Origin of the sequence: Rickettsia endosymbiont of Rhinocyllus conicus (assembly GCF_964026465.1) — a bacterium.
In the GTDB taxonomy this organism is placed as follows: Bacteria; Pseudomonadota; Alphaproteobacteria; order Rickettsiales; family Rickettsiaceae; genus Rickettsia.
Window position 1 is genome coordinate 1,222,983 of record NZ_OZ032155.1, and the last position, 26,380, is coordinate 1,249,362.

Genomic DNA, 26,380 nt, shown 5'->3' on the forward strand with positions numbered 1-26,380 from the left:
TATGGTAGAGATGAAAGCATACAGTCAGGATTTAAGAGATAGGGTAATCAGTCTGCACAATACTTCTAAATATAGAATAAAAGCAATATCAGACTTATTGGGTATAGAGCGTCATACGATATCAAATTGGATTAGACGTTATAAAGAAAATGGAGACTACAGCTCAAGACAACATATGCAAAGTGGACGTGATGCTAGGTTTACTAATAAGGAGCATATAATTGAATTTTTAGCAAAGAATCCTGATAGCCGAGCTATAGATATAAGAGATGCAGTAGCACCCGAGCTACCAATGAGCACATTTTATGACACGCTTCATAGAATGAAGATTACATATAAAAAAAAGAGCCAAAATACAAAGGCAGGAATGAAGAAGCCAGAAAACAATTTGTAGAATATATTGATAAAATAGCATCTGACAAACTTGTGTATTGTGATGAAATGGGGGTAAGTAATAATATAACCATGTTGTACGGATGGTCAGAGAGAGGAGCCAGATCTTACGCAGAGCAAGGAGGTTTTGCTACTGAGAGAGTAAATATAGTTGCTGGTTATAATGAGGGCACCAAAGAATTAATTGCTCCATTAGAGCATTCCGGTTATATTGATAAGCAATTATTTAATCAGTGGGTAGGTGAGCTATTATGCCCATCACTCAAACCTGGACAATTTGTAATAATGGATAATGCGAGTATTCATAAGTCACTGTTGGTAAAGGAATTAATAGAAAAAGCGGGTTGTACTCTTATTTATCTACCGGTCTATTCTCCAGATTTAAATTCTATCGAACACTGTTGGGCTAATTTTAAAAATTACCTGAGAAAAATTATTAAAAACTTTAAAGATTTTCGTGATGCAATAACAGCAGCAATGGTACAAACCTTCCCGTGTTAGCTATATATGCTGCTTAAAAGGGCTATCTACATCAGGACATCCTTGATAAAAATTATATTGCTTCCAACCATTATCTTCTGGCATAATAAAAGAATTAGATAAAGAGGCTATATTGTTCTCATTAAGTGATACATATTTTTCACCAACAAAAATATTATTTTGAGGCTGTTGCTCGGACTCGTAAATATTGGCAATACTATTTATCCCTTCTCTTATCGATCCTATTATATTATTAATAAACGAGGTACTTCTACTAGCAGCTGAGGTTAAAAATTCTGCATGATAACTAGCTTCATCTATATTAAATTCTGTTTTATGGTAATTATTGTGTCTTATATGGTGTGCAGTTTGAGGTATAGTATTATCTACTTCTTGAATTAGGTTATCTATGAATTCCATTACAGATGTAGAGCTGAATGGAATTTGTTCTATAACTTCTCTATATTCTGCTACTTTTTCTTTAGAGATAGGTTTAAGCGATAAGCTTTCATGTAAGATAAATTTATATTGGCTTAATAATTTATCATTAATACAATCTTTTAATTTTATTAGATCATTTGGAATGAGATTATAATTTTGTAAATATTGCATTTGCTCTAATAACGAAGCAAAACCTAAAGCTTTAGCAGTAGAAACATCTTTAATATTTTCTAATGCTATTAAATATTTTAATTCATTTATATCTAAACAATTTGCTTTATTACCAAGCTTATTTATATTTATATATGCCTCATACATCATTCCAGCTTGTAATAATTGAAATTGGAACGAATAATCGCTATTATGATAAATAATTATTGGTTCTAATAACCCTTCTAATCCCCAAAATTCAAATATATCAATATGTGAGGCATAAGTGTCGGAATATACTTTTGATATAATAAGTTCGTAACCATTTACATGTTTTAAAACCATATCTTCACTTTGTCTCTCAACTGTTATATCTTTTGGGTTAATATTCCAGAATCTCACTATTCCAATTTTTTTATTCTCTTCTGGAGTTGGATGCGAATCAGTATATATATCTTCTATATTATGAAATATTTCCTCATCATGAGTAAAATCAAAATTATATACTGTAAATATATCAGAACTATTTAGGTTTTTATGATCTAGAGTTAAAATATCCTGATTAATATGAGGTAATTCTATAGGGTTTTTATAATCTATAGCTTTGTTATATTTATAGAGCTTAAAATTTTTCCATGATTTATGATCAGAGTAAAAATCTTTTAACACTATACTTGCTTGTAAATCGATAATTTTATTAGTAGTTAAAAATATTAAATCATAATCTTTACGATATATTTCATAATTAGTGTCTTCAATAACTGCTAATTTTGTATCGGATGATACTAAAAATACGTTTTTAGTATTACTTGCTCTATAGAAAGGGGCTAATATTAACCCTGTTTTTGGAGTATTAAATGGAATAAATCCATTATATTCTTCATCTAATAACATTAAATGCTGATATTCTGCTCCTTTAAAATAGTCTAAAACATCAACAATCTTAATACTATTTTTCTCTTGATTTGTTATTTTTAATTTTAAACTATTGCTTATATTAGCTATTTCCATACTACTTATACTATAAGGTATATACAGCACATCTAATTCTTGGTCGGTTGCTTTGTTATTAATATAAAATTTAGAATACCATAATAAAAATTCTGCTATATATATATCGCCTTTCTCATTACCCTGAACGTAAATTACCTGCTTGTTTAAACTTATAATATCTTTCCCGTCAGAACCTAAAATTATATTCTTCTTATTATCACTATCAAGCTGTAATATTTTGTTATAATCTTCTATATCAGGAGAGAAAAACGGTATTTCCATTACTGTTAGAATTTTATACCCTTCCTTAGAGCTAGTAATTTTCTTTAAATATTTTTGGTATTGTGATAGATTTTGTAATTCTTGCACTATACGCTTATCATCTTGATTTGGATAACGTGCATTTAACTCAAAACGATTAACTATTTCATTATCAGATAATTTAGGAACAACATGAGTACCATATTTATCGAATAATATATAATTATTATTTTGATAATTTTTAAGTTTTAAAGTAAAAACCTTATTACTGCTCCAAGGACTGATATCAAAATATAAGATATCATCTTCCTTAGAATAATAGATTTTCTGACAATCTTTATAATAATACGATATCAGGAAACGTAACTGTTACATTTCCTTTTACATCAATTTCTGATTTTGTATTATAATTACCAAATCCGTTAGTTTTAATATAAAAAAGATATTTTCCCACCTCTCCTGAAACGTTAGTATTTGGATAAACTACAACATCATTACAATTCTTTATTTTATCAGGATAAAATGGATTATTAGCACCGCCTGTATTAACTAATATAGGACTTTGAAGTTTGGATTTTGAAGCTACGTCTTCAGTATTACAAATAACAGTATCAGTATTATTTCTACTTCCATATATATTTATTTTTATCTTTTCATCTATTTGTTCTGCCCATATTGTAGATTTTTCATTAGCAAACCTTATATTCATCAAGCCGGATATCGGTACTGTAGAATTCCAAGAAATTTTAATATCTTCATTTGACAATTTCGAGGTATCTATAATATTAGTTGAGTTATATGCAAATTTAATTCTACCTGTAAAATTTTTTCCTAAAAAAACAAAATGATTAGTAATATTTTCACCACCTCTTAATGCACTATTACTTTCATGAATATAAAAAATATTATTCCACTTATTACTACCGATAATATAGCCTGAGTTTATATATCCTAAATCATAAATAATGCTTGGGTTTTTAGAAAAACTATTTGCTTGCGACTGAATTACTACAGCATTTTCACAATAATATTTACTATCTTCTGAATTATTACTTTCTTCTGAATATTCATAATTATTGTTTGTTTTCTTTGGTAAACAAATAATATCAGTTTGTGGAAGCTTTTTAGGTAAGAATCTCGATAAGCTATATTTTTTATTATGAGGTTTACTCATATCAATTACGGAGGAAGAAGAACAAAGCTTAGTATTTGTTTCTTCAACTTCTACCTCTCTATAATTTTTGCTTATAAGATTTGGTTTAACAAGCGGTCCTGGTGTAACAGTTTTTTTAACTTTAACTGTCTCTAAAAATATTTCACCTAACCCAAATCCATAAGCTACGATATCAGTATTATTGGATAAAGCTCGGAAATTTGCGAATGCTTGCTCTGTCAATTTATCTATATATTCTTTACGAGCAGCTAATTCTGTTATATCCTTATGCATTGGATATGATAAAAAACTACGCCAAAAAATACTCCAATTTTCATTATGAGTTGTGTCGTACTTTTCTTCATATTCTATAATATTACTAACACCGTTATATATACCCTGCCCAATCATTAATACAGTACCGACTACAATACCTGCGATAGGATTAGCAATAAAAACTATACCACATAAAAGATATAGATGAAAAAGTTATGGAAGCTATAGAGTCTCTTATTTCTTTATCACTACATTTATTATCTATTGTTGATAGACACTCGTTTAATTTTACTGATGCTAGGGTTATATCTACAATATCAAATACTCCTGCTATAGCACCAGCAGCACCTTTTGCAAATTTTACAGCATATTTTCCTGCTCCTACTTTAATTATAAATTCCGGTTTTATAGATTTGAAACGGCTGAATTTACTTGCAATATTACCAGCATTGTTTAGGGATTTAACAGTATATTTAATTGCTATATTTTCTATAGGTTGCGATAAGAATGAGTAGCTAAATCCCGCCAAACCCAACATACATTCTTTAGTTGCATCATCTTGGACGCATATTTGGCTAATACTATGCAGAGAGTTTATTAATTGTATATGACCTGCTGCATTTAATAATTTATTTCCTAAAGCCTTTCCATACTGCTTACTATGCATATTAGGCATAATTTCTTGAATATGTACGCTTTCTAAATATTTATCATACCCACCATACTGCCCTATTTGATATTTTAATTGATCATAGTCTTTCCCTGTTACTATTTGTATTTTGGAATTTTCTAATAAAGAAAATTGTTCAATTGCTTGTAAGCTAAATTTATTTTGGCTTATATCTAAGATAGGTAATTTATTTAAATTGATTAATGATGAGGCATCTTTAATATCCAATTTATTATTACGAATACTTAATTCTTTTAAATTCGGAAAATTCCCTGAATATAATATTGCTTCAAGACCATTTATTCCTATGTTGTTATTATCAAGGATAAGTGTTTTAACTTTATTAAGATTTATCTTTGTTAATTTTTTTATATCTTTATTTTGGAAATTATAGCCTGATAAATCTAAAATTTCTTTTTCTGAAAAGTTTTTTATACCTGGCACTTTACCTTTCAATAACTCTTGATAATCTGTGCTAATTTGATGGGGCTTTAGCTTTAATTGATTAATTGCATTTTCGGGTAAAGGCTTTGTTAATACATAACAATTATAGTGAGGATTAATACTATTAACTGAAAAGAATTGTTCAATAAAACTACTTAATTCCGGATATGTTAGATCAGCCTTAAGCGTAAATATTTCATTATAATTTATGGATTTGCTATATAATTTATATTGATTATTTTCTTTAAACAATAATATAGTATGCTCTCCATTACTGTATAATGCAGGTAATTGTTTAGGGAAATACTTTTTACTTATTGCTTTTAAACTATTGTCATCTATATATTTCTTTCTAAAATTAGAGGCTTTTCTTAATAATAAATCAAGTTTTCTTTGCTCAACCTTACTATAGTTTTCTTTTGTTTCATCTAGCAGCTTACTAAGATTTGTCATATATTTTAAGTTACGACCTTGCTTGGTTGCTACTATAAAAGCATAATCTAAATACTGATTAATAATATGTTCATTATCAGGTAAGGGTTGATATAGAGGTTTAACGTTTTTACAAGGGTCAACAGAACATTTTTGTTTGCTACCACAAGCTGCAACTGTCTTAGTTGTTATTTTTTCAAGAGAATCAGTAAGTGAGTCTATATCTTTTGGGTGTAATTCATTATAGGCATCAATAGCCCCTTCAATTGCTTCGCCTATATCTTTTTTAAAATCACTTAATTTATTTAATAAGTCCTCAGCTTCCGGTAATGGAGCTAATTCTTTTATAAAATAATCTACCCATTCTTGTAATTCATTTAGATATTTAGACTCTAATATAGATTTCCATACTTTAGGATTTTTACTATTTAATACGTTATCGGATAATTTATACTTCTTTTCTACAGGTAAATTATATGGGCTGGTAGCATAAACAAAAGCTTGCACTTTATCATGATATATGGCTTCAATTTCTGCAGTACACCCCGCACAAGTAGAAGGTGTATACATATTATTAGGTGCTAAACCTATATTTATTTTTAATATTTCTGATGATTTATTTTTTATAGTTTTTGTTATCTCAGATATCCCATACATTTCAACATGCGGAAGGTTCTTAGTACTTGGTAATATTTTAATGTCCTTATTAACATCATATTTTTGTACTAATTTTTTTGTATATTCAGTAGGAGTAAATATATTTCTATCGTTATCACACCATATTACAAATTTTTTGAATCTATCTAATATATCTGTATCATCTAAGGTTTGAGATAATACAAATTTATCTATTAGTTCTTGAACCTCTTTGATTTTTACATCATCCTCATTACTGGCAATGAAAAATCTTTTATAATCATTTAGTAATTTATTTATATATGGATGCTTTGTCTTATATAAATGTTCATATAAATTATATTTACTAGTCGGATTAGGATCTTCATGATAATTCGAAAATAATTTATAAGATTCTTTGAAATTCTTTTCATCAATTTTATCAGATGGAGAAATTAATATTTTTGAATTACCTTTATCAGTATATTCGAGTACAGCACTATAGGGTCTAGTGGTAGCAATTATTGCTAATTGATTTAAAGCTTTTATATGTTCTAAATGTTCCGGAGATATATTATTATTAATTTCTGGATTTGGGCTAGTAGCTAGTCTATATATATTATCTTTAAGTATTTCCATAGCTTGACTTAGCATGGTATTTATTTTTAAATCTTTGTAATCTTTAAAAGATTTTTTTAAAACTTTTAGTGGTTGTTGAGATTGTTTTGATGGACTTGGCATAATTATGCTTTTTCAATTTTTGGTTGAACTTTTATAAAATACCTAACCTAGCTGGGATTATGTAGATTCCATGTTATCTAGTTGTTTGTTCAGCTTTGTTGCATGACTCGGGAAACGTCATTGCGAATGAACGAAGTGAGTGCAGCAATCTAGAAAAAATAATAAAAAATGCTAATTTATAGCATTTTTAAACTGGATTGCTTAGTCAAAACTTACAGTTTTTCCTCGCAATGACGGGAAAATTGAGCCATACAACAAAGCCCGTAAGGCTTGCCTGCGTAGATCAATTTTCTAGTTGTCATCCCGCGAGCTTGTAGCGGGACCCAGTTAAAAATACTAATAAAATTAGTATTTTTTATTATTTTCTGGATCTAGTTCCCAAGCCACGGCATGACCCAAGGCGTTTTTTGATCCACGCAACAAAGCCTGCCCAAATAACATCCACTATACAGCTAAAGTTAGATTTGATTATTTTTAGGAATTAGTAAGAGATATCATATATTTCATCTTCTCCGCCAATTAGATACGTAGCTGTTGCAGTAGTATCAGTATTTGCAACATTAGGAGGAACTACGGCACTTGGGGTTGCATCATTAGTAACTTCTCAAGGTTTTAGTTGGCGTGCCGTTTTTTGGATAGGAGCGGCAATAGCACTTGTAGGTACAACAGCTAGAAAGAGTCTTCGAGAAACTCCAGAATTTGCAGACGCTAAACGTCAATTAAAAAAAACCTTAGAAATTGCAAATCAAGATTTATCTATTATAAAAAATAATCCTATAATAAGTGCTAAACTTTTAAACAAAAATTTTCTAGCATATTTTTTAATAGAATGTTGTTGGCCAGTAATGTTTTACTTTATATATGTTTATTGTGGTGAAGTATTAGAGCGTGTTTTTAATTATACCCCAGCACAGGTTATTAATCATAATTTCTTTATTTCATTAGTAAATTTATGTGGCTTTATAATATTAACATTTTTAAGCTATTGGGTTTACCCATTAAAAATCTTAAAAGTAAAATTTTGGGCATTCATAATCTTTACAGTAGCTATTCCTTATTTTTTAAGTCATATGACAAGCCCTACCGAATTGTTTATCCTACAGAGCATAGTTATTTTATTTGTCTCAGATAGTATGCCTGCGGCTCCAATTTTTTATAAACATTTTCCAGTTTTTAAACGCTTTACTTCAGCTACTCTTACATATGCTTTATCAAGAGCTATAATGTATGTAGTAGTGTCCTTTGGTCTTGTTTATTTAACTAGGTTTTTAAATTATTGGGGACTATTTATTGTTTTTGCTTTAGTAGCAACTGGTTTTGCAATTGGTTTATCTCATTTTGAAAAGGTAGAAAAAGAAGCTGGGAATTATCCTCTATAAATAATTCTTTTTGTTGGTTTTGTATTGATAAATGTGTATAGCATAGTTGGATTAATTTCTGTACTAGTGTAGGTATTTCTAAGTGCATACTAATTGTTATAAATACATTTAAACTTTCTGTTATAATTTTTTTAATTTTTTCAGGTGATTTTGCTCCAAGAGTTTGTAGATTATGGATACGATCAAAAAGTTTTATTAATGCTGTATCGTATCTTTTTTGTTTAACTAATAAGTTTAAGCTTTCTGCGGCTGTAATTTTACCATCAAGTTTAACTCTGGTTAAGCCCTCAACGTGTCGTGCAACTTCTTCCCCAAAGATTTCAGCAATCATTTCTTTCGTAAGTTCTGTATCTTCAATAGTATCATGAAGTAGTGCTGCTTGTATCATTACAGCATTGTAAAGCTTAGGTACTTCCATTGCTGTAAACTCTGCAAGCATAATTGCCACTTCGATTGGGTGAGAATAATAAGGATCACCTGACTTACGCATTTGTAAGCCATGATACTTTCGGGCATAATAAATACCCTTTTTGACTTCGAGGATATCTATAGGGTTATTCACTCTGGTATTTAAATATTCGAGTTTATCAAGTAGTTTTTTAGCATAAACACAGCTTTCAAACTTTTCTTTCCAACGGCTTAAATCTTCCATAAAAGTTACATTTAAATTTATTAAAGAATTTTCAGTTTCTACTTAAAATTAAAAGTGAGAAATTGCAATAATAAATATTTTTTAAACTTTGTGTGGCAAAAATAAACTAGCTTATATACCTTAATATGACTAACAAAATAATATTAATTTGGTGCTACGTTAATTAACTAATTCAAAATAATAATTAACAAAAAGAATTTTTATTAAAAACTAGCGATGCAACTAATAATTGTATTTATATTAAACTTCAAACTTTAATCAATTTATAGCTATAGTTAAACTTTCCTTAAGTGAAAAAATAGTCGGCGGTAATTCTACTACCTATAAACGCCATTTTTGGTTTAAGAAAAATTTTATTATTTATCTAGTCCTTTGTCACTAATTCTAGCCTACTAAACCAAGCTATATCAACCATTTTATCACAAAAATATATTAAATACTCCCTAACTTTATGCCATATATCGTCAAATCCAATTAGTGCCGTTTCAATGTAACTTTCAACACTTACTTCTTGCTCTTGTTTTACAATTAATTTATCGTTGTTAAAATATATTTCTATTTTTTCTGTTTTATGGTCATATTCAAAGCTAAAATCTTCACTATTAGCCGTAACAGTGTCACGTTTTTCATTTATTAAAGCTTTAGCCATATAATTTAACAATTTTTCTTTTGTGCTAAACGATTATTAGGCTTGTTATAAGTAAGTTTTAATAATAATTTATTCATAAATCTTAAGTTAAAATCACAACCTGACCTTGATTTTAGCCATTTGACATCTTCCTCGATCAATGGGTAAAATTCTTCTGTTTCTTCATAACACCTGAAGAATTAGCATGATTTATTACCTTTGGCTCTAAACTTTCATTTTTACTTTTAGAAATTAGCGTGTTACCCAAATCGTTGATATTTTCGTTACTTAAATTTTCTTTATTAAAAATATCATTTTCAAAATCAGCTTCTTCATATCTAGATTTATTATTATCTATTATATTGTGTAGGTGAAATTTTTTAATAGTACCGGACAGTTTTTATTCTATGTCATCCCGCAACTCGATTGCGGGATCTTAGGATACAGTCTGTGACACAAGATCCCACGGACAAGCCGGCGTTGTTGCATGACTCTAATGTTATTCCCGTGGAGGCTTTATTGCATGGATACCAAATCGTCATTGCGAATGAGCGAAGCGAGTGCGGCAATCCAAGAAAAACAATAAAAAATGCTATAAATTAGCATTTTTTAGCTGGATTGCGTACGTACAATTACTTCGTAATTTCCTTAGCTCAGACGGAAAAACCGATCCACGCAACAAATTCTTCCCGCAGAAGCGGGAATCCTCAGCATAAAGCGAGATACCTAAGCTTTTAATTTTAAAAACTTGCTGCTTTTATGTTTATTTTCTAGATTCCCGCCGTTGCTAAGAATGATATATAAGGTCACCTACACCTGAATAAAATATAACATTTTTTTTATAACTGTCCGGTATTATTGTCATTGTCAAATAAAAAGGGACCACTAAATTACGTAAAAAAGGGACCACTTTATTTAAAATTTTTTATGTCATATTACCTCCAGATTTATAGTTATTAATACGATAACTTTTACCTGTGATGTTTAGTATATGTGCATGATGTACTACTCGATCAATAATTGCATGAGTTAATAACTCATCAGCAAATATTTCATTCCATCTTTCAAAATCCTTGTTTGTGGTGATAATGGTAGATTTATTTTCATATCGTTTAGCAATAATATTAAAAAAATCATCTACTGAATGTTTTGGTAATTGCTTAAAACCTAACTCATCAAGAATTAATAAGTCAAATGATAAGAGTAATTTAACTTTTTTGTGATAGCTATTATCTGCTCTTGCAATATGTAAATTATAAAGCATATCCGATACCGTAGTAAAATATACAGAGTATTCTCGTGTTAAAGCTTTTAATGCTAATCCAATAGCAAGATGAGTTTTGCCAGTTCCAGAATTACCTATGAATATGACATTGCCCTTAGTATTAATATAATCACAAGTAGATAAATCACTTATTACTTTGGTATCAATACTTGGTTGGAACTGAAAATCAAAGTCTTCTAAATTTTTAGTTACCGGTAATTTAGCAGCATTTTTACGACGACGGTAATTATTATACTTACGGTGAGATTTTTCATCTTCACATAATAGTGAGAGAAATTCTTTAAATCCTAGTTTATTATTTTGAGCATAAATAATCCTTTCATTTAAGCTATTGACTATACCTGATAATCTAAAACTACGTAGGTCATTAAGCAAGTTCTGCATTCTGACCTCCAAACTCTGGCAATGGTAAGTTTACTGCATTACTATTTAAGATATTCTTAATTTTAGAGTAAGAACTTATACCGTAATGTAATGCTCTATGACAGGCTTTATCTATTAACTCATCATTGTAAACCTTACGTAAAGAAATAATACCTCTGGCACAACGTTGCCAATCATTTACTCGTGTTTGTTGTAATAACTCTAATAATAAACTGCAATTATTGCCTATCTGCTGCATTTGTTGTTGATAATGTTCGCTATATTCTATAAAACCTGGGCATAGACGTTTATATTTGGCATAATGAGACGGATTAGTGGTAAATATTCCTTTGCCATCTACTCTAACGTGCCTTGCTATTAAATCATTTTGTATAGAAAATATTTGAACAAGGTTTGGTGATAATTGTACCAATACTTCACTGTATATATATTTTGCTGGTACGGAATAATAATTATTATCTATGGTGATATGACAATCTTTTGCTACTTTTCGATTATGCCACGATGACAAATCAAACGTTTCTAATGGTAAGGGCATTAAATTATTACTTTCTTCTTGCTCAAATAGTTCCTGAGGAATTTTTTTAGTAGTACCATGTATTCGGTTATTTGCTTTATTTAACCAGTTTGCAAGATCGTGTATTAATTCTTCATATCTATGAAATTTACGTCCAGCAAAAAAATTATTTTTGACATACTTTATGCCTGATTCTACTTTGCCTTTTTCTTGAGGTTGATATATACGACAAGGAGAAAGTAAAATCCCATAATGATCAGCTAAACGTTTGTATTCCTTCTGATATACAGGCTCATAGAAATTGCTATCTACCACCCCAGCTTTAAGATTATCAAGTTTTATTACTTTTGGACTACCAGCAAAATAATTAAATGCATTGATATGACATTGTATCCATGTTTTACAACTTTGATCAAACACTACTTCATAATAATCAAGGCGACTATAGCTTAAACGCATATTAAACACATATGCTTTAACTCTACGCCCTTGGGCATTATACTGTAAGCCTATGTCACCAAAATCTACTTGTGCTTCCTCTCCTGCTAAAGTATGAAAACGAATGCAACTGTTATTCTGAATCTTATATTTTTTGATATAACGGGTTAGCGAACCATAACTTTTTGTATAACCTTGAATTTTTAACTCTTCAAAAATTCTTATGTAACTTAGATTCTTTTCTAATAACTCAATTATTTGTTCGTGCCAAGAATCCAGTGCTGAAGATCGTTCATAGGGTGCAGGATATTCTGTACCAGACTCTACGTAACGATTTATTATTTTTCTTACTGTTTTACGGTCTATCCTTGTTAGTTTGGCAATATTTCTTTGACTGTTGCCTTGCTTATAAAGGGTGATAATTGTTGTGTACATATTTATTCTTATCATTGTATCACTAGATATTTATTTTAATTAATTATCTAGTGAATATTGCACATTATAACCTTATTAGGTTACACCAAATTCTCTGGTCCCTTTTTCGTGCAATTTAGTGGTCCCCTTTACTTTAGCAATGACACCAGCATTTACAGCTGCATTACCACCAACACTACCATTAATTTGTCCATCACCTGTAATAGTTGCATTTTGGCTTACACCACCCGTTATTGTTCCATCATTAACAGAAGCATTTCCATCAATATTAGAATTAAATTCACCGTCACCTGCAACTACATCACCGGTAACTCCGTTACCATCATTAACGACTGTTCCACCTTGAGCGATAGTAAAAGTTCCGGCACTAGAAGCATTAGTCAAAGTAACTAGACCAGGTCCATTAAAATTAACTGCTCCTGCGTTCTGAATAGAATTAATTGTTCCAGCTCCTGCAAAATTAACAGTAGCAACGTTAATAATGTCACCAGTTGTTACACTATCCCCTAACATAGCTTCTCCAACTACACCATTACTGCTTATAACATTTCCTACTGTTCCATTTGCATTAACATTTAATACACCAGCAAATCCTGCTAAGTCAGTCTGACCGCCAATAGTTGTAGCAGTAATAGTTCCTGCACCTGTATATGTAGCAGTACCTCCTATATTACCGGTAATTTGTCCATTTACACCTACGCTTGCATTACCGCCAGTATTACCAGTCATTTGACCTGTAGTTACAGTTGTATTACCAGTTACATCACCTGTAAGCTGACCAGCGTTTACAGTTGCATTACCATCAACGTTACCAGTAATTTGTCCAGTAGCGGTAATAGTTGCATCCCCGTTTATACTACCAGTTATTGAACCAGCATTAACAGAAGCAGGTCCGGTAATAGTAGCAAACACTGCTCCATCTCCAGCAGCAACTGTACCGGTAAGAGCAGCAGGCGATGCAGCTGTATTAACTTGTGCATCTGCATTATTGACTGTAAAAGTGCTTGGACCAGATGGAGAAGTTATATTAACTGTGCCAGCACCATTAAAATTAACTGCTGTAACATTTGTAATTGCTGTGGTTGTTCCTGCTCCTGCAAAATTAACAGTACCTGCCGGAGTCCCAACTATACTACTTGTAATAATTCCTAAATTACCTCCATCATTAACATTTAATTTACCCTCATTTCCTGCAAAATCGGTTTGACCGCCAATAGTTGTAGTATTAATAGTTCCTGCACCCGTATATGTAGCAGTACCTCCTATATTACCGATAATTTGTCCATTTACACCTACGCTTGCATTACCGCCAGTATTACCAGTAATTTGTCCAGTAGCGGTAATAGTAGCATCCTTGCTTATACTACCAGTTATTGAACCGGTATTAACAGAAGCATTTCCGTTAATAGTAGCAAACACTGCTCCATCTCCAGCAGCAACGATACCGGTAGTAGGAGTAGTAAGATTAGCAGGGGCATCAGCTGTATTAATTTGTACTCCTGAGGCTGTAACAGTAAAATTACCAGCATCGGAAGGCGAAGTTAAGGTAACTAGACCTGCACCCTGAAAATTAACTGCCGTAACATTAGTAATGGCAGTACTTGTTCCTGCTCCTACAAAATTAACAGTACCTGCAGGAGTCCCAGCTATACTACTTGTGACAATGCCAACTATTCCATTATTATTAATATTTACTATACCTGTTTGACCTTTAAAATCAGTTGTTCCAATAACATTATTTACTGTGAGATTAGTTGCAGCAGCAAAATTAATACTAGTATTGACATTTCCGAGTATTAATTGACCATCTAAAAGTGTAGTAATAGGATTTGCAGTATTAATAGTTGGATTTACAGTAATATTACCTGTCCCTTTAAATTCCATAGTGTTTAAAAGATTGCCAGAGCCTGCTATACCTAAATTATTTGCGTTTGTTATTGTTAAAGTGCCACCAGTTGAATTTAATGAAATTGCACCACCGCCTGAGATGCCTGGATCTAAATCCCCATTTAAATTGGCTGTTACATCACCATTACTTTGAATAGTTAATAGAGAATTGGTATTACCAAATTTCAGACCGTCTGAAGCAAGGTTAAAATTTTCTGTTGGAGTAAGTATATAGCCTGAAGCACCACTACTGTCACCAATAATTATAGAAGCAATATTTGACGAGGTAACACCCTGATCTGTAAGATTACTATTCCCGGCGATAGTAAGAGATGTAAAGCCACCAATATTAATTAGACTTGCTCCACCTGAAGCTGTAACATTTCCTATAACATTTAAATTATTAAATTTTTTAGTAGCCCCTATAGTTTTATCATTGGTAGTTCCTTGAATAGTTAAAGGTTGAGTACCATTTAAGACCATGTTACTAGTACCATCAGTAAAACCATCTATACTATCACCAAAGGCTACAGTTTGTTGAGTAGGAGCATCAAAAGTTAGACTAGAATTAGCTTGAGCAAAAGTAAGTTTACTACCATTTGCCAAAAGAGTAAGATTTGGTTGATTAATTGCGTAAGTCAGTGCTCCAGGAAGCGTTGTTGATCCTATTTGAGTAACTCCAATGTCAGCAATACTAGGGTCAGTTACTGTAAGATTAGTAGCTACTGTTATTCCACCAGCTGATTGGCTAATAACAGGGCTTGAAAAAACATAAGATCCTCCTGTCCCATCAAATATAAGTGTTCCTTTTTGGTTATTAAAATTTACTCCTGATATAGCAGTTAATGTTCCGCCTACATCAGCCATACCATCACTAGTAAAATTAAAATTTTCAACAGTCACATCTCCCTGAAGATCAACTAGTGTATTATTATCACCTTGAATATTTAACGCATAAATAGGATTACTTCCTGTAACATTTCCCCCTACGCTACCGGTAACTGTATTATCTCCAGCGAAATTCAAGTTCTGAGTTCCTCCTGCTACGGAATTAATTATATTACCCGTTATATTAACTTCGGAATCTATTATTGCTGTTGCACCCGTTCCATTAAAATCCATATTAGAGGTTATAGCTGCTTGGAACTCTGAAATACTAGAACTACCAAATTTTATTACCCCTCCTGCTCCGGTATCAATCGGTGTTTGCCATTTAAGCTGTGTAGTACCGGCAGGCATGTCTGAAGGGTTTTGATTAATTCCAATAGTTTGAGCAAAAATAGTACCGGTAATAGTTGTTATATTCTTACCATCAGTAATAAAAGTATTTAGTCTTTGCTTATTGCTAAGTCCGATATTTACAGCAATAGTTGTTTCTGAGGTAGAAACGTGAAAGGCTGCTGCCCCATAGCTGTCTGTTATTGTTCCACTGTTATCAGTGATAGGTGCTATAGGTTTACCGGATACAAATGCATAGCTTTGACTGCTTTCATTACTAAAATCAACTGAAGAAGTTTGACCTCGAAATATAAAAGTTTGCCCGACTGGATATACGTTAACATCACCAGTTAAGCCGTTAATATATTTATATCCTGTTCCTATTGTTGCTGTTAAAGCTGGAGCAATATCAATTGTCCCCATACTAGTCCAAGTTTTGTCTTTTACCTGTATAGTAGTACCAGCCCCGATTATTGTAGTAGCATCCGCAGCATTAGCAATAATAGTAGGTGTAGTGCCGGTAGCAAAATCCATTAAGCCAGAAGTTTTGGCATTCATCTCAATTATTCCATTACCGTTTTGGAAATCTATACTTGCGATATCACTTTGATTAGTTGCAGTACCAGCAAAAGGATTTGAGTTCCCAGAAGCATCTTTTGCATCTGGATCAGCGGGATACCCTACACCTGTCAGGGTAACGTGTACTCCTGGCGTTATAACCATACTTAATGCGTTTGGGTTACCATTTGAGCTTTGAATAGCATCAATTGTTGTATTTGGATTTGTAAAGGTCATAACAGTACCTGAAGCACTTAGATATGTTCCGTTAACCGTGGGCGTGTTAACATTGATGTTGGACTGTATTGTAACTGTAAGCATTTGACCAGGGAGAAGTGGTGCTCCTGCATCAAGTCCCGCCCCGCTGTTTAAATCTGCAGTACTTCCTGTCACATCACGATTTATTAACGTTGATGTACCGAAAGCACTTTCTGCTGTGAGCATTGTTGCAGCCATAGAGGTACTGACTAGTGCCTTTTTTACGAAATCCTTTATGTTATTTTTTTGACTTGACATAACGTCTCCTAAAGTTTGCTTAATCTTTAAATTAAAATTTGAGATCTGTATTTTCTCAGCAAATATTGTTCTGTATTGCGTGAAGATTGGTAAATACTTCGTGCAAAAGATAATATAAAAATGTTAATGTTTTTGTTATGTTTAACCTTAGAAATGGTTAATAATAAAATTAATATTTTTACTCTGTATTTTAATTAATATTAATAATAAAAAAGGAATAGCAGAAATAATTAATAATTGTTAAAACAATAAAATTTTCCTAGTGCATAAATTTGTTCTATAAAAAACACACTACTTTTAATTGAAAATTATTAATTATATGTAACAAATACATAAATAAAGCTAGAATTTAAAAGGAAGTTATAGAATCAATTAACAACTTATAATTGTTTTTCTTTTATTAAAGAAAATTAAATTTTGTAGATTTTTTGTAATAACTTCATAAAACCTAAATAAAATTTAATTTTTTCGCTTAAATATAATTAATTTTAACCATAGTTAAAATTTTATTAACATGAGTTAATCTATACTTAGTAAGATGTCGAGTGGATAAGGTAGTAATTACTGTTTTTATTGTTAAATAAGCTAATATTTACATATTTTTAAATAAACAAATTGATTTGTTGCGAATAATGGAGTATATAATATAAGAAATTAACTCTCGGGGCGTAGCGCAGCCTGGTAGCGCATCTGGTTTGGGACCAGAGGGTCGGGAGTTCGAATCTCTCCGCCCCGACCATTTATAAATATAAATTAATGTCAAAAGACGATCTCATTCAGTTTACGGGTACAGTAATTGAGCTTGCACCTAACGCTACTTTTAGAGTGAAGTTGGAAAATGGTCATGTAATTATTGCTCACACCGCTGGTAGAATGCGTAAAAATCGTATTAGAATATTATTGGGTGATAAAGTTACAGTAGAAATGACTCCTTACGATTTAACTAAGGGACGTGTAATTCTTCGTCACCAATCTTAAGCATGCAATATCGATCAAAAAACCTACCTATAATACTAGCATCACAGTCACCTGCAAGGGTTGAGCTTCTTAAAAGAATTAAAATTATACCTGCACAAATTATTCCAGCAGATATAGACGAAACGCCTAATCTACGTGAATCACCAAATCATTTAGCGACAAGGCTTGCTTACGAAAAAGCTACAAAAGTTGCCTCTCAAATAGAAGATTCTGCTATTATCATAGCAGCAGATACTGTAACGGCACTTGGAAGAAGAATATTGCCAAAAGCAAGTAGCCCTGAAGAAGTAAGATATTGTATGAATATATTATCCGGACGTCGTCATCGTGTTTATACCGGTTTGTGCATCATCAAAAAAGATAAAGATCAGTTGGTTACTAGGCAGAAAATAGTCCAAACAGTCCTTAAATTTAAAAGATTAAGCGAAGAAGAGCTAAATTTTTATTGCTCGCTAGATGAGGGGATTGATAAAGCTGGAGGATGTAAAATCTCTGGTTACGCCGAAGCTTTCATTTCATTTATTTCCGGCTCTTATTCAAATGTTATGGGATTACCATTATTTGAAACAGTAAACTCCCTGAATTCTCTGGGATTTATAAGTTATAAATAAACATCACCTTACTTTTTGCATTGCCTGCGTGGATCAAAAAGCACACTAGGGTAGTCATCTAGTTGCTTGACCAATAAGACCAGATAGTTTTTATGTCATTCCCGCGGAAGCGGGAGGCATTGTTGCGTGGATACCAAATCGTCATTGCGAGCGACTGCAAGGAGCGTGGCAATCCAGAAAAAAATAATAAAAAATGTTATAGAGTTAGCATTTTTTACTGGATTGCTTCGTCAATTACTTCGTAATTTCCTCGCAATGACGACTCTCAATCCACGCAACAATGCCGAAGCTGGAATCCAGCATAAAGCGAGATACCTAAGCTTTTAATTTTAAAAACTTGCTGCTTTTATATTTATTTTTCTGGATTCCCGCTTCCGCAGGAAGGCATTGCCCGCGTGGATCATTCTCCCCCTGTCATCCCCCGTGATTTATTCACAGGATCCAGTTAAAAATACTAATAAAATTAGTATTTTTTATTATTTTCTGGATCTAGTTCCCAAGCCACGGCATGACACCGAGGGCGTTTTTCGATCCATGCTGGCAAAACTAATTACTCCCCATTAATCAGCTTTTTAAAATAATTGATTTTATAAGACCAGAAGTAATTTTCATTACTTTTTAAGGCTTTTATATCTAGAGCGAAATCATTTTCATCATAGATGAAAATTTTAATTAACTTGAGATATGATAAAGTACCGAGAATAATAGAACGAAATAAACCTAAATAGGATTTTAGCAATTGTTTATCAATTATAAGTATAATCTTATTGCATGGCGATTTGAATAAACTACGAATTAGAGTATAATAAGCATCTATGCCATTTGTTGTCATCCCGTGGCTTGTCCACGGGATCCAGAAAAAAGCGAGAAAAATCGAGCTTTTAATTTTAAAATTTGCTGTATTTAGGCTTTTTAAGTACTGGATCCCGTGGACAAGCCACGGGATGACAATACAAAACTTTAAATAAGTCAATCTGATTTTGTAAGCTTTTAACTGCAATTTAGATAAACAATTATAGAAAACCAAAACTGTCTTGTTGCAGGGATCGATTTTTTCCGTCTGAGCTAAGGAAATTACGAAGTAATTGACGAAGCAATCCAGTAAAATGCATAGCATTTTTAACTGGATCCTGCTACAAGCTCGCGGGATGACAAAGAAGACGACACCAATTTTTGAAGTTCATCGACATACAAAGTTTAATTTGAAAAAGGGCGAGATACCTCGGAGCTTTTGACCGCAGCGTATACGTTAATACGTGAGGATCAAAAGCAAGAAGTACCGAAGCCATTACAATTGAGAACAGTAGACGAAGTTTTATTTGGAAAAGAGCAAGGCGTCTTGAAGCTGATAACCGCAGCGTACAAAAAGTACGTGAGGATTATCAGCAAAAGACAACATAGCCAATTTTTCAAATAAAACGAGTCTATGCGATTTTTTGATATTCAAAATATATCTTTCTCACCGCATAAATCCAAGCAAGACATACGAAAGTAAACACCACCATTAGAACAGGTGAAATAGAGGTAAAAGTTGCAGTTGGGATTATGGTAAATATAATAGATTGTACAAGCCCACTTGATGATTTACCAACTTTTGCACTTATCACGTCAACAGCAGCTTTACCTTTTGTTTTTAACTCTTGATCAAGAGGGATATATAGCATTTCTCTTGAAGTATCCCATATAGAATATTTTGTTCCTTTGGCTAAAATATTCTGGATTCCGCCGATAGATACGGCGAGTGCAAGAGGTGACATTAAAATTGCCCCATCAAATAATGAGAGGATTTTTTGATCAAATACAATAAGCACAAAGAACAGAACTCCGGTAACCATTATTATTACAGGTGAGATTACAGCCGCAACAAACCAGTTATGCATACGCATAACATTATTGCCGATAATAGTCATAACCATAATGGCAACGCCGGTCCAAAGTATGTACAGACTATTGAATTCAGCATAAGTATTAACAGTTGGATATAACTCCTTAATTTTTGCTTTCCATACGGCTTCAACCAAATTAATAGCAAAACCAAATGCTGCCGAGCAGATTAAAAGTAGCCATAAATATTTAGATTTTGCAATATATTTAAAGCTCTTAATGATCCCCATACGCTCGGAAGTTGATCGCCCACTTTTTGCCTTAGAGTAAAATAAAGGATTAGTAAAAACATTTCTGCTAATAAAACGAATTAGTAGACAACATATAACTGCAACGATTGTAACCAAAATAGTTGATATTTGTACTAAAGTGATTTTGCTGTCAGAAATATTTATAAAATGCTTCACAATAGTTTCTTCAGATGATAAATTCATCATTAAGAAGCCGACTAATATTAAAGATGAATTACCGAATAACGAGAAAAGCGTATAGAATCTCTTAGCTTCTTCAGTAGTGGTAAGCTCATTGGCGAATTGCCAAAATAATAGTACGTAAAAAATATTAGGCCAAAGTTCGGCAAGGCTGTAATATACTATATAACCCCAATTGCCTATTAATGATATATACCATTTAAAATGCGGGTAACGTTCCATCCAATCAGCTAGATGGTCCGGATGTACATGAAAAACATGAATATTAGGGTAGATAACAAAAGCAAATAAAACAAAGAAACCGATAAAAAATGCAGTTAAATAATAAAAAATCTTCTCAAAAGTGAGATGATTAATCATTTTAGCATAAATAATTACAAATAAAGCAGCTGCAGGTGTAACACAATAAACTTTAGCAAAACCAGCTATCTCTGCACTAATTTCAGAAATTAAGATACTATCTTTTAATATGCGTAAAATATTCTGATTGAATAAAATGCAAAACATTAAGGCACTCATCGGAATAAATTTTCCGAGTTCGTAATTATGAATAGACCAAAAAGCGGCTCTAAATTTGCTTTTAAACGGTCGCGATGATGAGGTACTTAGCATTATAAAGCCCTAGGGACAAAAAAAAAACTTAAGCACTTCGAGATTTTATGAAAAGTTATTTTCTCTAAAAAATTTAGAGACTATATACTGTTTTGTTACATTCTGAAGATGCGAAAGTTTATACAATATTTTTGGTCCAATGTCAAGAAAGATTAATATAATATAAGAAAGTTAGGATGCAGAATAACGATAAATATCAGAAATATTTTGACCTATTAACCCACCAATTAAATACCTGACATAATAGTTGCAAATACTAAAATATAATGTTAGAATGAAATAATGCTAAAAAAAGAAGATTTTAGGACATTATCAACGAGTGCACAAGCAGCTTTAAGAAAAGTTGCATTAAGAGCAATTGATAAAGGAGAAAAACAATCAGATGTATCAAATCTTATAGGAGTAACACGTCAGACTATTAGTAACTGGGTTAACAAAAGAAGAAGAGGTGATAAATATGCAATAACTGGCAAGTCTAGAGGAAGAAAGACAGGAGAGAAAAGAATAATAAATGAAATGCTGGGTAAAAAAATACAAGATTATATAAATCACTCTAGACCAGAAGATCACAATATCAAATCTGCACTATGGTCAAGAAAAGCTATTAATGCCCTGATTAAAAAATGCTGTGGTTTCTTTTTGCCATTAAGTACGATTGGAGAATATTTAAGAAGATGGGGATATACTGCACAAAAACCAAAGAAATTAGCTTATGAGCAACAGCCAAAACAAGTTCAAGTATGGCTAGATGAAGAATATCCCGCAATAGTAAAACAAGCACAAATGGAACAAGCTGAAATACACTGGTGTGATGAAGTGGGTATAAAATCAGAATGTCAGGTGTTACAGAGCTATTCTTTAAAAGGCAAAACACCCGTAGTTATTCATAAATCAAAACGATTTACTATAAATATGATATCAACTGTTACGAACAATGGTAAACTAAGGTTCATGTTATATGAAGATACACTAAAAACAGATATATTTATAGAATTTCTAAGAAGATTAGTGAAATCTGCAAGAAGGAAGATCTTTTTAATATTAGACAATTTAAAAGTACATCATAGTAAAAAAGTATACAGCTGGACAAATAAGCATAAAGATAAAATTTCTTTGTTTTTTTTGCCTCCTTATACTCCACAACATAATCCAGATGAATACTTAAATAATGACTTAAAAAGAAATGTAAATAGAAAACATATACCTCTTACAAAAGATGAGTTAAAATACAATCTTAAATCTTATTTACGTTGCTTACAGAACAATCCTAAACATATACAAAAATTGTTCCAAGCCGATGATGTTAAATATGCCTCTTAAGTCAGGTATTTAATTGGTGGGTTAATAATAGATTTCTTGAAGTTTTGAGTCCTGTATTTAGTAAAGCAATAGAATGGGAATTGCTTACAATAAATCCAGTTATTGGCATAAAGAAGCACAAGGAACAATCTAGAGATAGGTATTTAACTAGGGAAGAAATACCACGATTTTTTACAGCAATAGCAGACGAGCAAAACCAGGTAATGCAAGACTTTTTCTTAATAGCTTTGTATACATCAGTTCGTAAGGATAATTTACTTACTATGCGTTGGGAACAGGTGAGTTTTGCTGATAAACAATTATATCTTCCAGAAACTAAAAATGGTGATCCTCACCGTTTACCTTTACTAGATCAGGCAGTAGAAATATTAAAAGCCAGGAAAGAGCAATCTACTAGCATGTGGGTATTTCCAAGTGAGACCAGCAGTAGTGGTCACCTGCAGGAACCAAAGAAAGCGTGGAAGAGGATTTGTAAAAAGGCAGGAATAGAAAATTTAAGGATCCATGATTTAAGGAGAACAATACCAAGCTGGATGGCAATGACCGGAGCAAATCAATATGTAATAGGACAGCTTCTAAATCATAGAGATCCAAGATCAACAGCAGTGTATACTAGACTTGCCAATGATACTGCTCGAGAATATATGCAAAGAGCCGTAAATACTATTATAAATATAAAATCTTAAATATATGTTAATTGATATATTGATGTTATAATAATTCCTGTATTAAGTGAGTTCTATAAGAACAGAGAGGCCAAAAGAGGAAGTGGTAAAGCAATCGTTGCAACAAGCTTGGAAATTCCTTTTTTGCTTCTTCTATACTCTTAAGAATTATTGAGTTTTTGAAGATTTTACAACAATGAAGAATTTTATAATTATGAATACTAAAGAAAAAGCTAAAGTACTTAGCTGTTTTGATGTAGCTAATTATTTTTTAGTATTAGTTGATAGAGAAGCAGGGGATAGTATAACCCAGTTAAAGCTGCAGAAATTAATATATTTTGCTCAAGGCATTCATCTTGCTTTATTTGATAAAGTGTTGTTTGAAGAAGAGATCAAGGCTTGGAAACATGGGCCGGTAGTACCGGCTTTACGCTCAATATTTGGCAGCTTTAGAGATAATGTAATTCCTTTGCCCGGAGAAATAGACTTTGCTATTTATGACTTAGCAACAAAAAAATTACTTCACAAAGTATATTCTTTTTATGGTGAACATTCAGCTGCTTATTTACGTCATTTAACACATAAACATTCTATTTGGTATGAAGCTATAGAGAATGCAGATAATACTATTACTAAAGAACAGATACAGGAATTTTTTAAAGCTAATATAATAAATGATATTAAAGATTATATTTTATCAACTACTAAAGCAGATATTGTACAAATAGAAAATGCTGAAGATGGGTGGTGGATGAATTATGATAGTGGCGTACCTGCTGAAGATATTACAGAATACCTTTTGAAGGTAAAGAAGAAAAAAGAAGGTAATAAAAGTTGAAAGTCATTTGGTCTGATGAAGCCCTAGAGCAGTTACAATTCTGGAAACGTACTAACTCTAAAATAAGTAATTAGAATTAATGGTTAATTTAAATTAGCTTTATTATTAAAAAGGAATTGAACCGGCACATTTTCACTATTTTCTATAAGGAAACGATAATATTGTTTTGCAAGATCCACAGCGTCATAACTACAGCAGGACTGAATAGCAAGTTTTAAACATTCTAATTTTAACTCTACATCACTTCTAAACATACACAACTCACCAATAATTTATTTCATTAATATTAGCAAATTTACTACTAATTATCAACAAATGCATTTATATAGCTATAGAATTCATCTCCAGATAGGCACAGTTTTAGATGAATTACAGCTTTTTTTATTATGGCTTAAAACTCCACTGGCAATGTAAAAATTAGGATGTTAATGTCATGACTAGCAAAACTTATCTATTAATGGAAATATCACTTAATTAATATGAATAATAATTGTGCTAATCAAAGATTATATTGGTCACTCTCTACTCCACTAAAATATATGGCCTTAAGCTTAGATGAGTGGTTAGTTATCTTACTTGGTATAGTACCTGGGATAGTGTTACTAAATAGCGGACATGCTAAGCTTGGGATGATATGCATTATAGCTGGTATTGTACTTTGCTATACATTTAAGAAGTTTAAGAAATTATCGGAATATTTTGTACTTAAGAGTTATTTAGTCGCTAAGAAATGGCTATATGCTCCTACTTCTTATCCTAATTTGCTTGGGAAAAAGGTAGGTAAGTAATGGATCATTTATTTAAGCAAAGCTCTATTCAGCAGCTAGTTAAGTATAATCAGAGATTATTGTTTATCACATTGCTGCTTGCAGTTACGAGTCTTCTTGGGATGATTAAAACAGTTAGCACGGAAGAAAAATGGTTATTAATTCCGGCAATAGAGCCGGATCGTCGGATGATAGTATCATCCAAAAGCTATCATGAGACCTATCTTAAAGAATGGGCAGTGTTTGTAATGAAAGAATTATTTACTACTTCGCCAGAAGGAGTAGAGAGGCAAATAGCGGATATGAAGGTGGTATCTAGTAATACAGAGCAATTAGATAAGTTTTTTAAAGAACATTTAGATTTTGTTAAAGGATCTAATGTTTCATCAGTATTTTTTCCTAAAAAAGTAAAAGTCATTGCGGATGGAGTATTAATTAACGGCACATTTCGTTATTGGTTTGGAGAAAATAAGCATATAGCAGCTGATAAAACTTATTTATTAACTTACAAGCGAGGAGCTAATCATTTGTTGTTACTTACTGGTATTAAAGAAGAAGAGGTAAATAAGCAATGAAGAGTTTGAAGTCAGAATTGCAGATCTTAGTAGTTTTTGTTGGCATAATGCTTGCAAGCTTTAGTAGTAATGCTTATGGGACACATTATATGTTACATGCTGATTCTTTGTTAGAGCTGCAAATAGCAAAAGACGCTCCAACTAGGATTAATATCGAAGGAGAAAAGATTAATGATATCTTTATTCACCCTAGGGAAGCTGCAGAAATAGTAGTACATGATTCAGGCTGTTTATTTATTTTACCACAGCAAAATAGCAGTAAACTTTACCTAACTCTAATTGGAGAAAATGGTACGATTCAAGATTTAATGCTGAATTTTACTAAAACTAAACCAACACCAATTAGACTTATTAAGTTTGATTTAGAAAAAGAAGTAACAAAGTTAACTAATAACAAAAAAGAGAAGCATCATGAATGTAAAAAACAAAAATGTAATAGAAAAAGAAAATAATAAACAATATTTAAGAATAATATATCCTTTATTGCCAGTATTATTAATTTTTTGTGTAAATGTAATACTATCTGAAGTAGCTTTAGGAGAAACATTAGAAGGACAGTTAGATCGCATTGGTGGGCTCTCTACCGGTAAACTGAAAACTATCGGGATATCAGGGGCAACGATTTTGTCCTCAATCTGGGCAGTAGTCAGGGGTAATTTAAGACTTGCCGGAGCAATTGTAGCTATTGGTATTATTTTAGGGTTTTATTTAGAGTGGGTCTCTAGTGGGATGAAAATCAGTTAGATAATTAGG

General features: G+C 31.8%; 21 protein-coding genes, 1 tRNA gene and 1 pseudogene. 13 read left to right on the plus strand and 10 right to left on the minus strand.

Annotated features, from left to right (window positions below; all coding sequences use genetic code 11):
- The first annotated feature begins 1 nt into the window (after position 1).
- Positions 2 to 394, plus strand: a complete 393-nt coding sequence (locus AAGD54_RS06550) for an IS630 transposase-related protein (RefSeq protein ID WP_341794304.1) — start codon at positions 2 to 4, stop codon at positions 392 to 394.
- Between the two features lie 5 nt (positions 395 to 399).
- On the plus strand, positions 400 to 894 hold the full coding sequence (locus tag AAGD54_RS06555) for an IS630 family transposase (RefSeq protein ID WP_341795144.1): 495 nt from the start codon (positions 400 to 402) through the stop codon (positions 892 to 894).
- Here AAGD54_RS06555 and AAGD54_RS06560 read toward each other — a convergent pair whose 3' ends face one another.
- The 3 genes from AAGD54_RS06560 to AAGD54_RS06570 form a co-directional block, all read right to left on the minus strand.
- The gene (locus tag AAGD54_RS06560) at positions 895 to 2,826 is read right to left on the minus strand and encodes a hypothetical protein (RefSeq protein ID WP_341794428.1); all 1,932 of its coding nucleotides are present in this window, start codon (positions 2,824 to 2,826) and stop codon (positions 895 to 897) included.
- Between the two features lie 229 nt (positions 2,827 to 3,055).
- A complete protein-coding gene (locus tag AAGD54_RS06565) occupies positions 3,056 to 4,282 on the minus strand; it encodes a hypothetical protein (protein WP_341794429.1) in 1,227 nt (408 codons plus the stop codon).
- Between the two features lie 34 nt (positions 4,283 to 4,316).
- Positions 4,317 to 7,049 (minus strand): leucine-rich repeat domain-containing protein, encoded by a 2,733-nt coding sequence (locus AAGD54_RS06570; RefSeq protein ID WP_341794430.1) that lies wholly within the window; start codon positions 7,047 to 7,049, stop codon positions 4,317 to 4,319.
- 845 nt (positions 7,050 to 7,894) lie between these two features.
- On the opposite strand from AAGD54_RS06570, the gene AAGD54_RS06575 reads away from it, so the two are divergent.
- Positions 7,895 to 8,428, plus strand: a complete 534-nt coding sequence (locus AAGD54_RS06575; protein WP_341788277.1) for a hypothetical protein — start codon at positions 7,895 to 7,897, stop codon at positions 8,426 to 8,428.
- Here AAGD54_RS06575 and AAGD54_RS06580 read toward each other — a convergent pair.
- The 5 genes from AAGD54_RS06580 to AAGD54_RS06600 all read right to left on the minus strand — a co-directional run bounded on the left by AAGD54_RS06580 (position 8,337) and on the right by AAGD54_RS06600 (position 16,946).
- On the minus strand, positions 8,337 to 9,080 hold the full coding sequence (locus AAGD54_RS06580) for an HD domain-containing protein (protein ID WP_341788278.1): 744 nt from the start codon (positions 9,078 to 9,080) through the stop codon (positions 8,337 to 8,339). The genes AAGD54_RS06575 and AAGD54_RS06580 overlap by 92 nt on opposite strands.
- Positions 9,081 to 9,444: 364 nt before the next feature.
- Positions 9,445 to 9,729 (minus strand): hypothetical protein, encoded by a 285-nt coding sequence (locus AAGD54_RS06585; protein WP_341788279.1) that lies wholly within the window; start codon positions 9,727 to 9,729, stop codon positions 9,445 to 9,447.
- A 904-nt stretch (positions 9,730 to 10,633) separates the two neighbouring features.
- Positions 10,634 to 11,377: an IS21-like element helper ATPase IstB gene (gene istB / locus AAGD54_RS06590; protein ID WP_341794375.1), complete on the minus strand. Its 744-nt coding sequence runs from the start codon at positions 11,375 to 11,377 to the stop codon at positions 10,634 to 10,636.
- Positions 11,361 to 12,767, minus strand: coding sequence for an IS21 family transposase (gene istA, locus AAGD54_RS06595; RefSeq protein WP_341794291.1), 1,407 nt, complete (start codon positions 12,765 to 12,767; stop codon positions 11,361 to 11,363). The genes istB and istA overlap by 17 nt, the downstream gene beginning before the upstream one ends.
- Before the next feature lie 75 nt (positions 12,768 to 12,842).
- Positions 12,843 to 16,946: a hypothetical protein gene (locus AAGD54_RS06600; RefSeq protein ID WP_341794431.1), complete on the minus strand. Its 4,104-nt coding sequence runs from the start codon at positions 16,944 to 16,946 to the stop codon at positions 12,843 to 12,845.
- A 662-nt stretch (positions 16,947 to 17,608) separates the two neighbouring features.
- Between AAGD54_RS06600 and AAGD54_RS06605 the strand changes: the two genes are divergently transcribed.
- The 3 genes from AAGD54_RS06605 to AAGD54_RS06615 all read left to right on the plus strand — a co-directional run bounded on the left by AAGD54_RS06605 (position 17,609) and on the right by AAGD54_RS06615 (position 18,535).
- A tRNA-Pro gene (locus tag AAGD54_RS06605) sits at positions 17,609 to 17,685 on the plus strand.
- 17 nt (positions 17,686 to 17,702) lie between these two features.
- Entirely contained in the window at positions 17,703 to 17,924 is a 222-nt protein-coding gene (gene infA, locus AAGD54_RS06610; protein WP_011476840.1) for a translation initiation factor IF-1, read from the plus strand.
- A 2-nt stretch (positions 17,925 to 17,926) separates the two neighbouring features.
- Positions 17,927 to 18,535, plus strand: coding sequence for a nucleoside triphosphate pyrophosphatase (locus tag AAGD54_RS06615; RefSeq protein WP_341788719.1), 609 nt, complete (start codon positions 17,927 to 17,929; stop codon positions 18,533 to 18,535).
- A gap of 1,424 nt (positions 18,536 to 19,959) precedes the next feature.
- On the opposite strand, the gene tlc5 is transcribed toward AAGD54_RS06615, so the two are convergent.
- A complete protein-coding gene (gene tlc5, locus AAGD54_RS06620) occupies positions 19,960 to 21,462 on the minus strand; it encodes a GTP/GDP exchange transporter Tlc5 (RefSeq protein ID WP_341794432.1) in 1,503 nt (500 codons plus the stop codon).
- Positions 21,463 to 21,744: 282 nt separating this feature from the next.
- Between tlc5 and AAGD54_RS06625 the strand changes: the two genes are divergently transcribed.
- The 3 genes and pseudogenes from AAGD54_RS06625 to AAGD54_RS06635 all read left to right on the plus strand — a co-directional run bounded on the left by AAGD54_RS06625 (position 21,745) and on the right by AAGD54_RS06635 (position 24,285).
- A complete protein-coding gene (locus AAGD54_RS06625) occupies positions 21,745 to 22,782 on the plus strand; it encodes an IS630 family transposase (RefSeq protein WP_341794233.1) in 1,038 nt (345 codons plus the stop codon).
- A 26-nt stretch (positions 22,783 to 22,808) separates the two neighbouring features.
- Positions 22,809 to 23,468, plus strand: a pseudogene (locus tag AAGD54_RS06630) (site-specific integrase); the annotation flags it as partial.
- A gap of 193 nt (positions 23,469 to 23,661) precedes the next feature.
- Positions 23,662 to 24,285, plus strand: a complete 624-nt coding sequence (locus tag AAGD54_RS06635; RefSeq protein ID WP_341794433.1) for a Panacea domain-containing protein — start codon at positions 23,662 to 23,664, stop codon at positions 24,283 to 24,285.
- Between the two features lie 83 nt (positions 24,286 to 24,368).
- Here AAGD54_RS06635 and AAGD54_RS06640 read toward each other — a convergent pair whose 3' ends face one another.
- Entirely contained in the window at positions 24,369 to 24,539 is a 171-nt protein-coding gene (locus AAGD54_RS06640; protein WP_253308684.1) for a hypothetical protein, read from the minus strand.
- A 225-nt stretch (positions 24,540 to 24,764) separates the two neighbouring features.
- On the opposite strand from AAGD54_RS06640, the gene AAGD54_RS06645 reads away from it, so the two are divergent.
- The 4 genes from AAGD54_RS06645 to AAGD54_RS06660 are packed head-to-tail and all read left to right on the plus strand — an operon-like array spanning position 24,765 to position 26,371.
- On the plus strand, positions 24,765 to 25,073 hold the full coding sequence (locus tag AAGD54_RS06645; RefSeq protein WP_341794434.1) for a hypothetical protein: 309 nt from the start codon (positions 24,765 to 24,767) through the stop codon (positions 25,071 to 25,073).
- Positions 25,073 to 25,627, plus strand: a complete 555-nt coding sequence (locus AAGD54_RS06650; RefSeq protein WP_341794435.1) for a TraE/TraK family type IV conjugative transfer system protein — start codon at positions 25,073 to 25,075, stop codon at positions 25,625 to 25,627. Before AAGD54_RS06645 ends, AAGD54_RS06650 begins: the two co-directional genes overlap by 1 nt.
- Positions 25,624 to 26,079 carry a hypothetical protein gene (locus AAGD54_RS06655; protein WP_341794436.1) on the plus strand — a complete coding sequence of 152 codons (456 nt, stop codon included), beginning with the start codon at positions 25,624 to 25,626 and terminating at the stop codon, positions 26,077 to 26,079. The genes AAGD54_RS06650 and AAGD54_RS06655 overlap by 4 nt, the downstream gene beginning before the upstream one ends.
- Entirely contained in the window at positions 26,039 to 26,371 is a 333-nt protein-coding gene (locus tag AAGD54_RS06660) for a hypothetical protein (RefSeq protein WP_341794437.1), read from the plus strand. The genes AAGD54_RS06655 and AAGD54_RS06660 overlap by 41 nt, the downstream gene beginning before the upstream one ends.
- Positions 26,372 to 26,380: the final 9 nt, after the last annotated feature.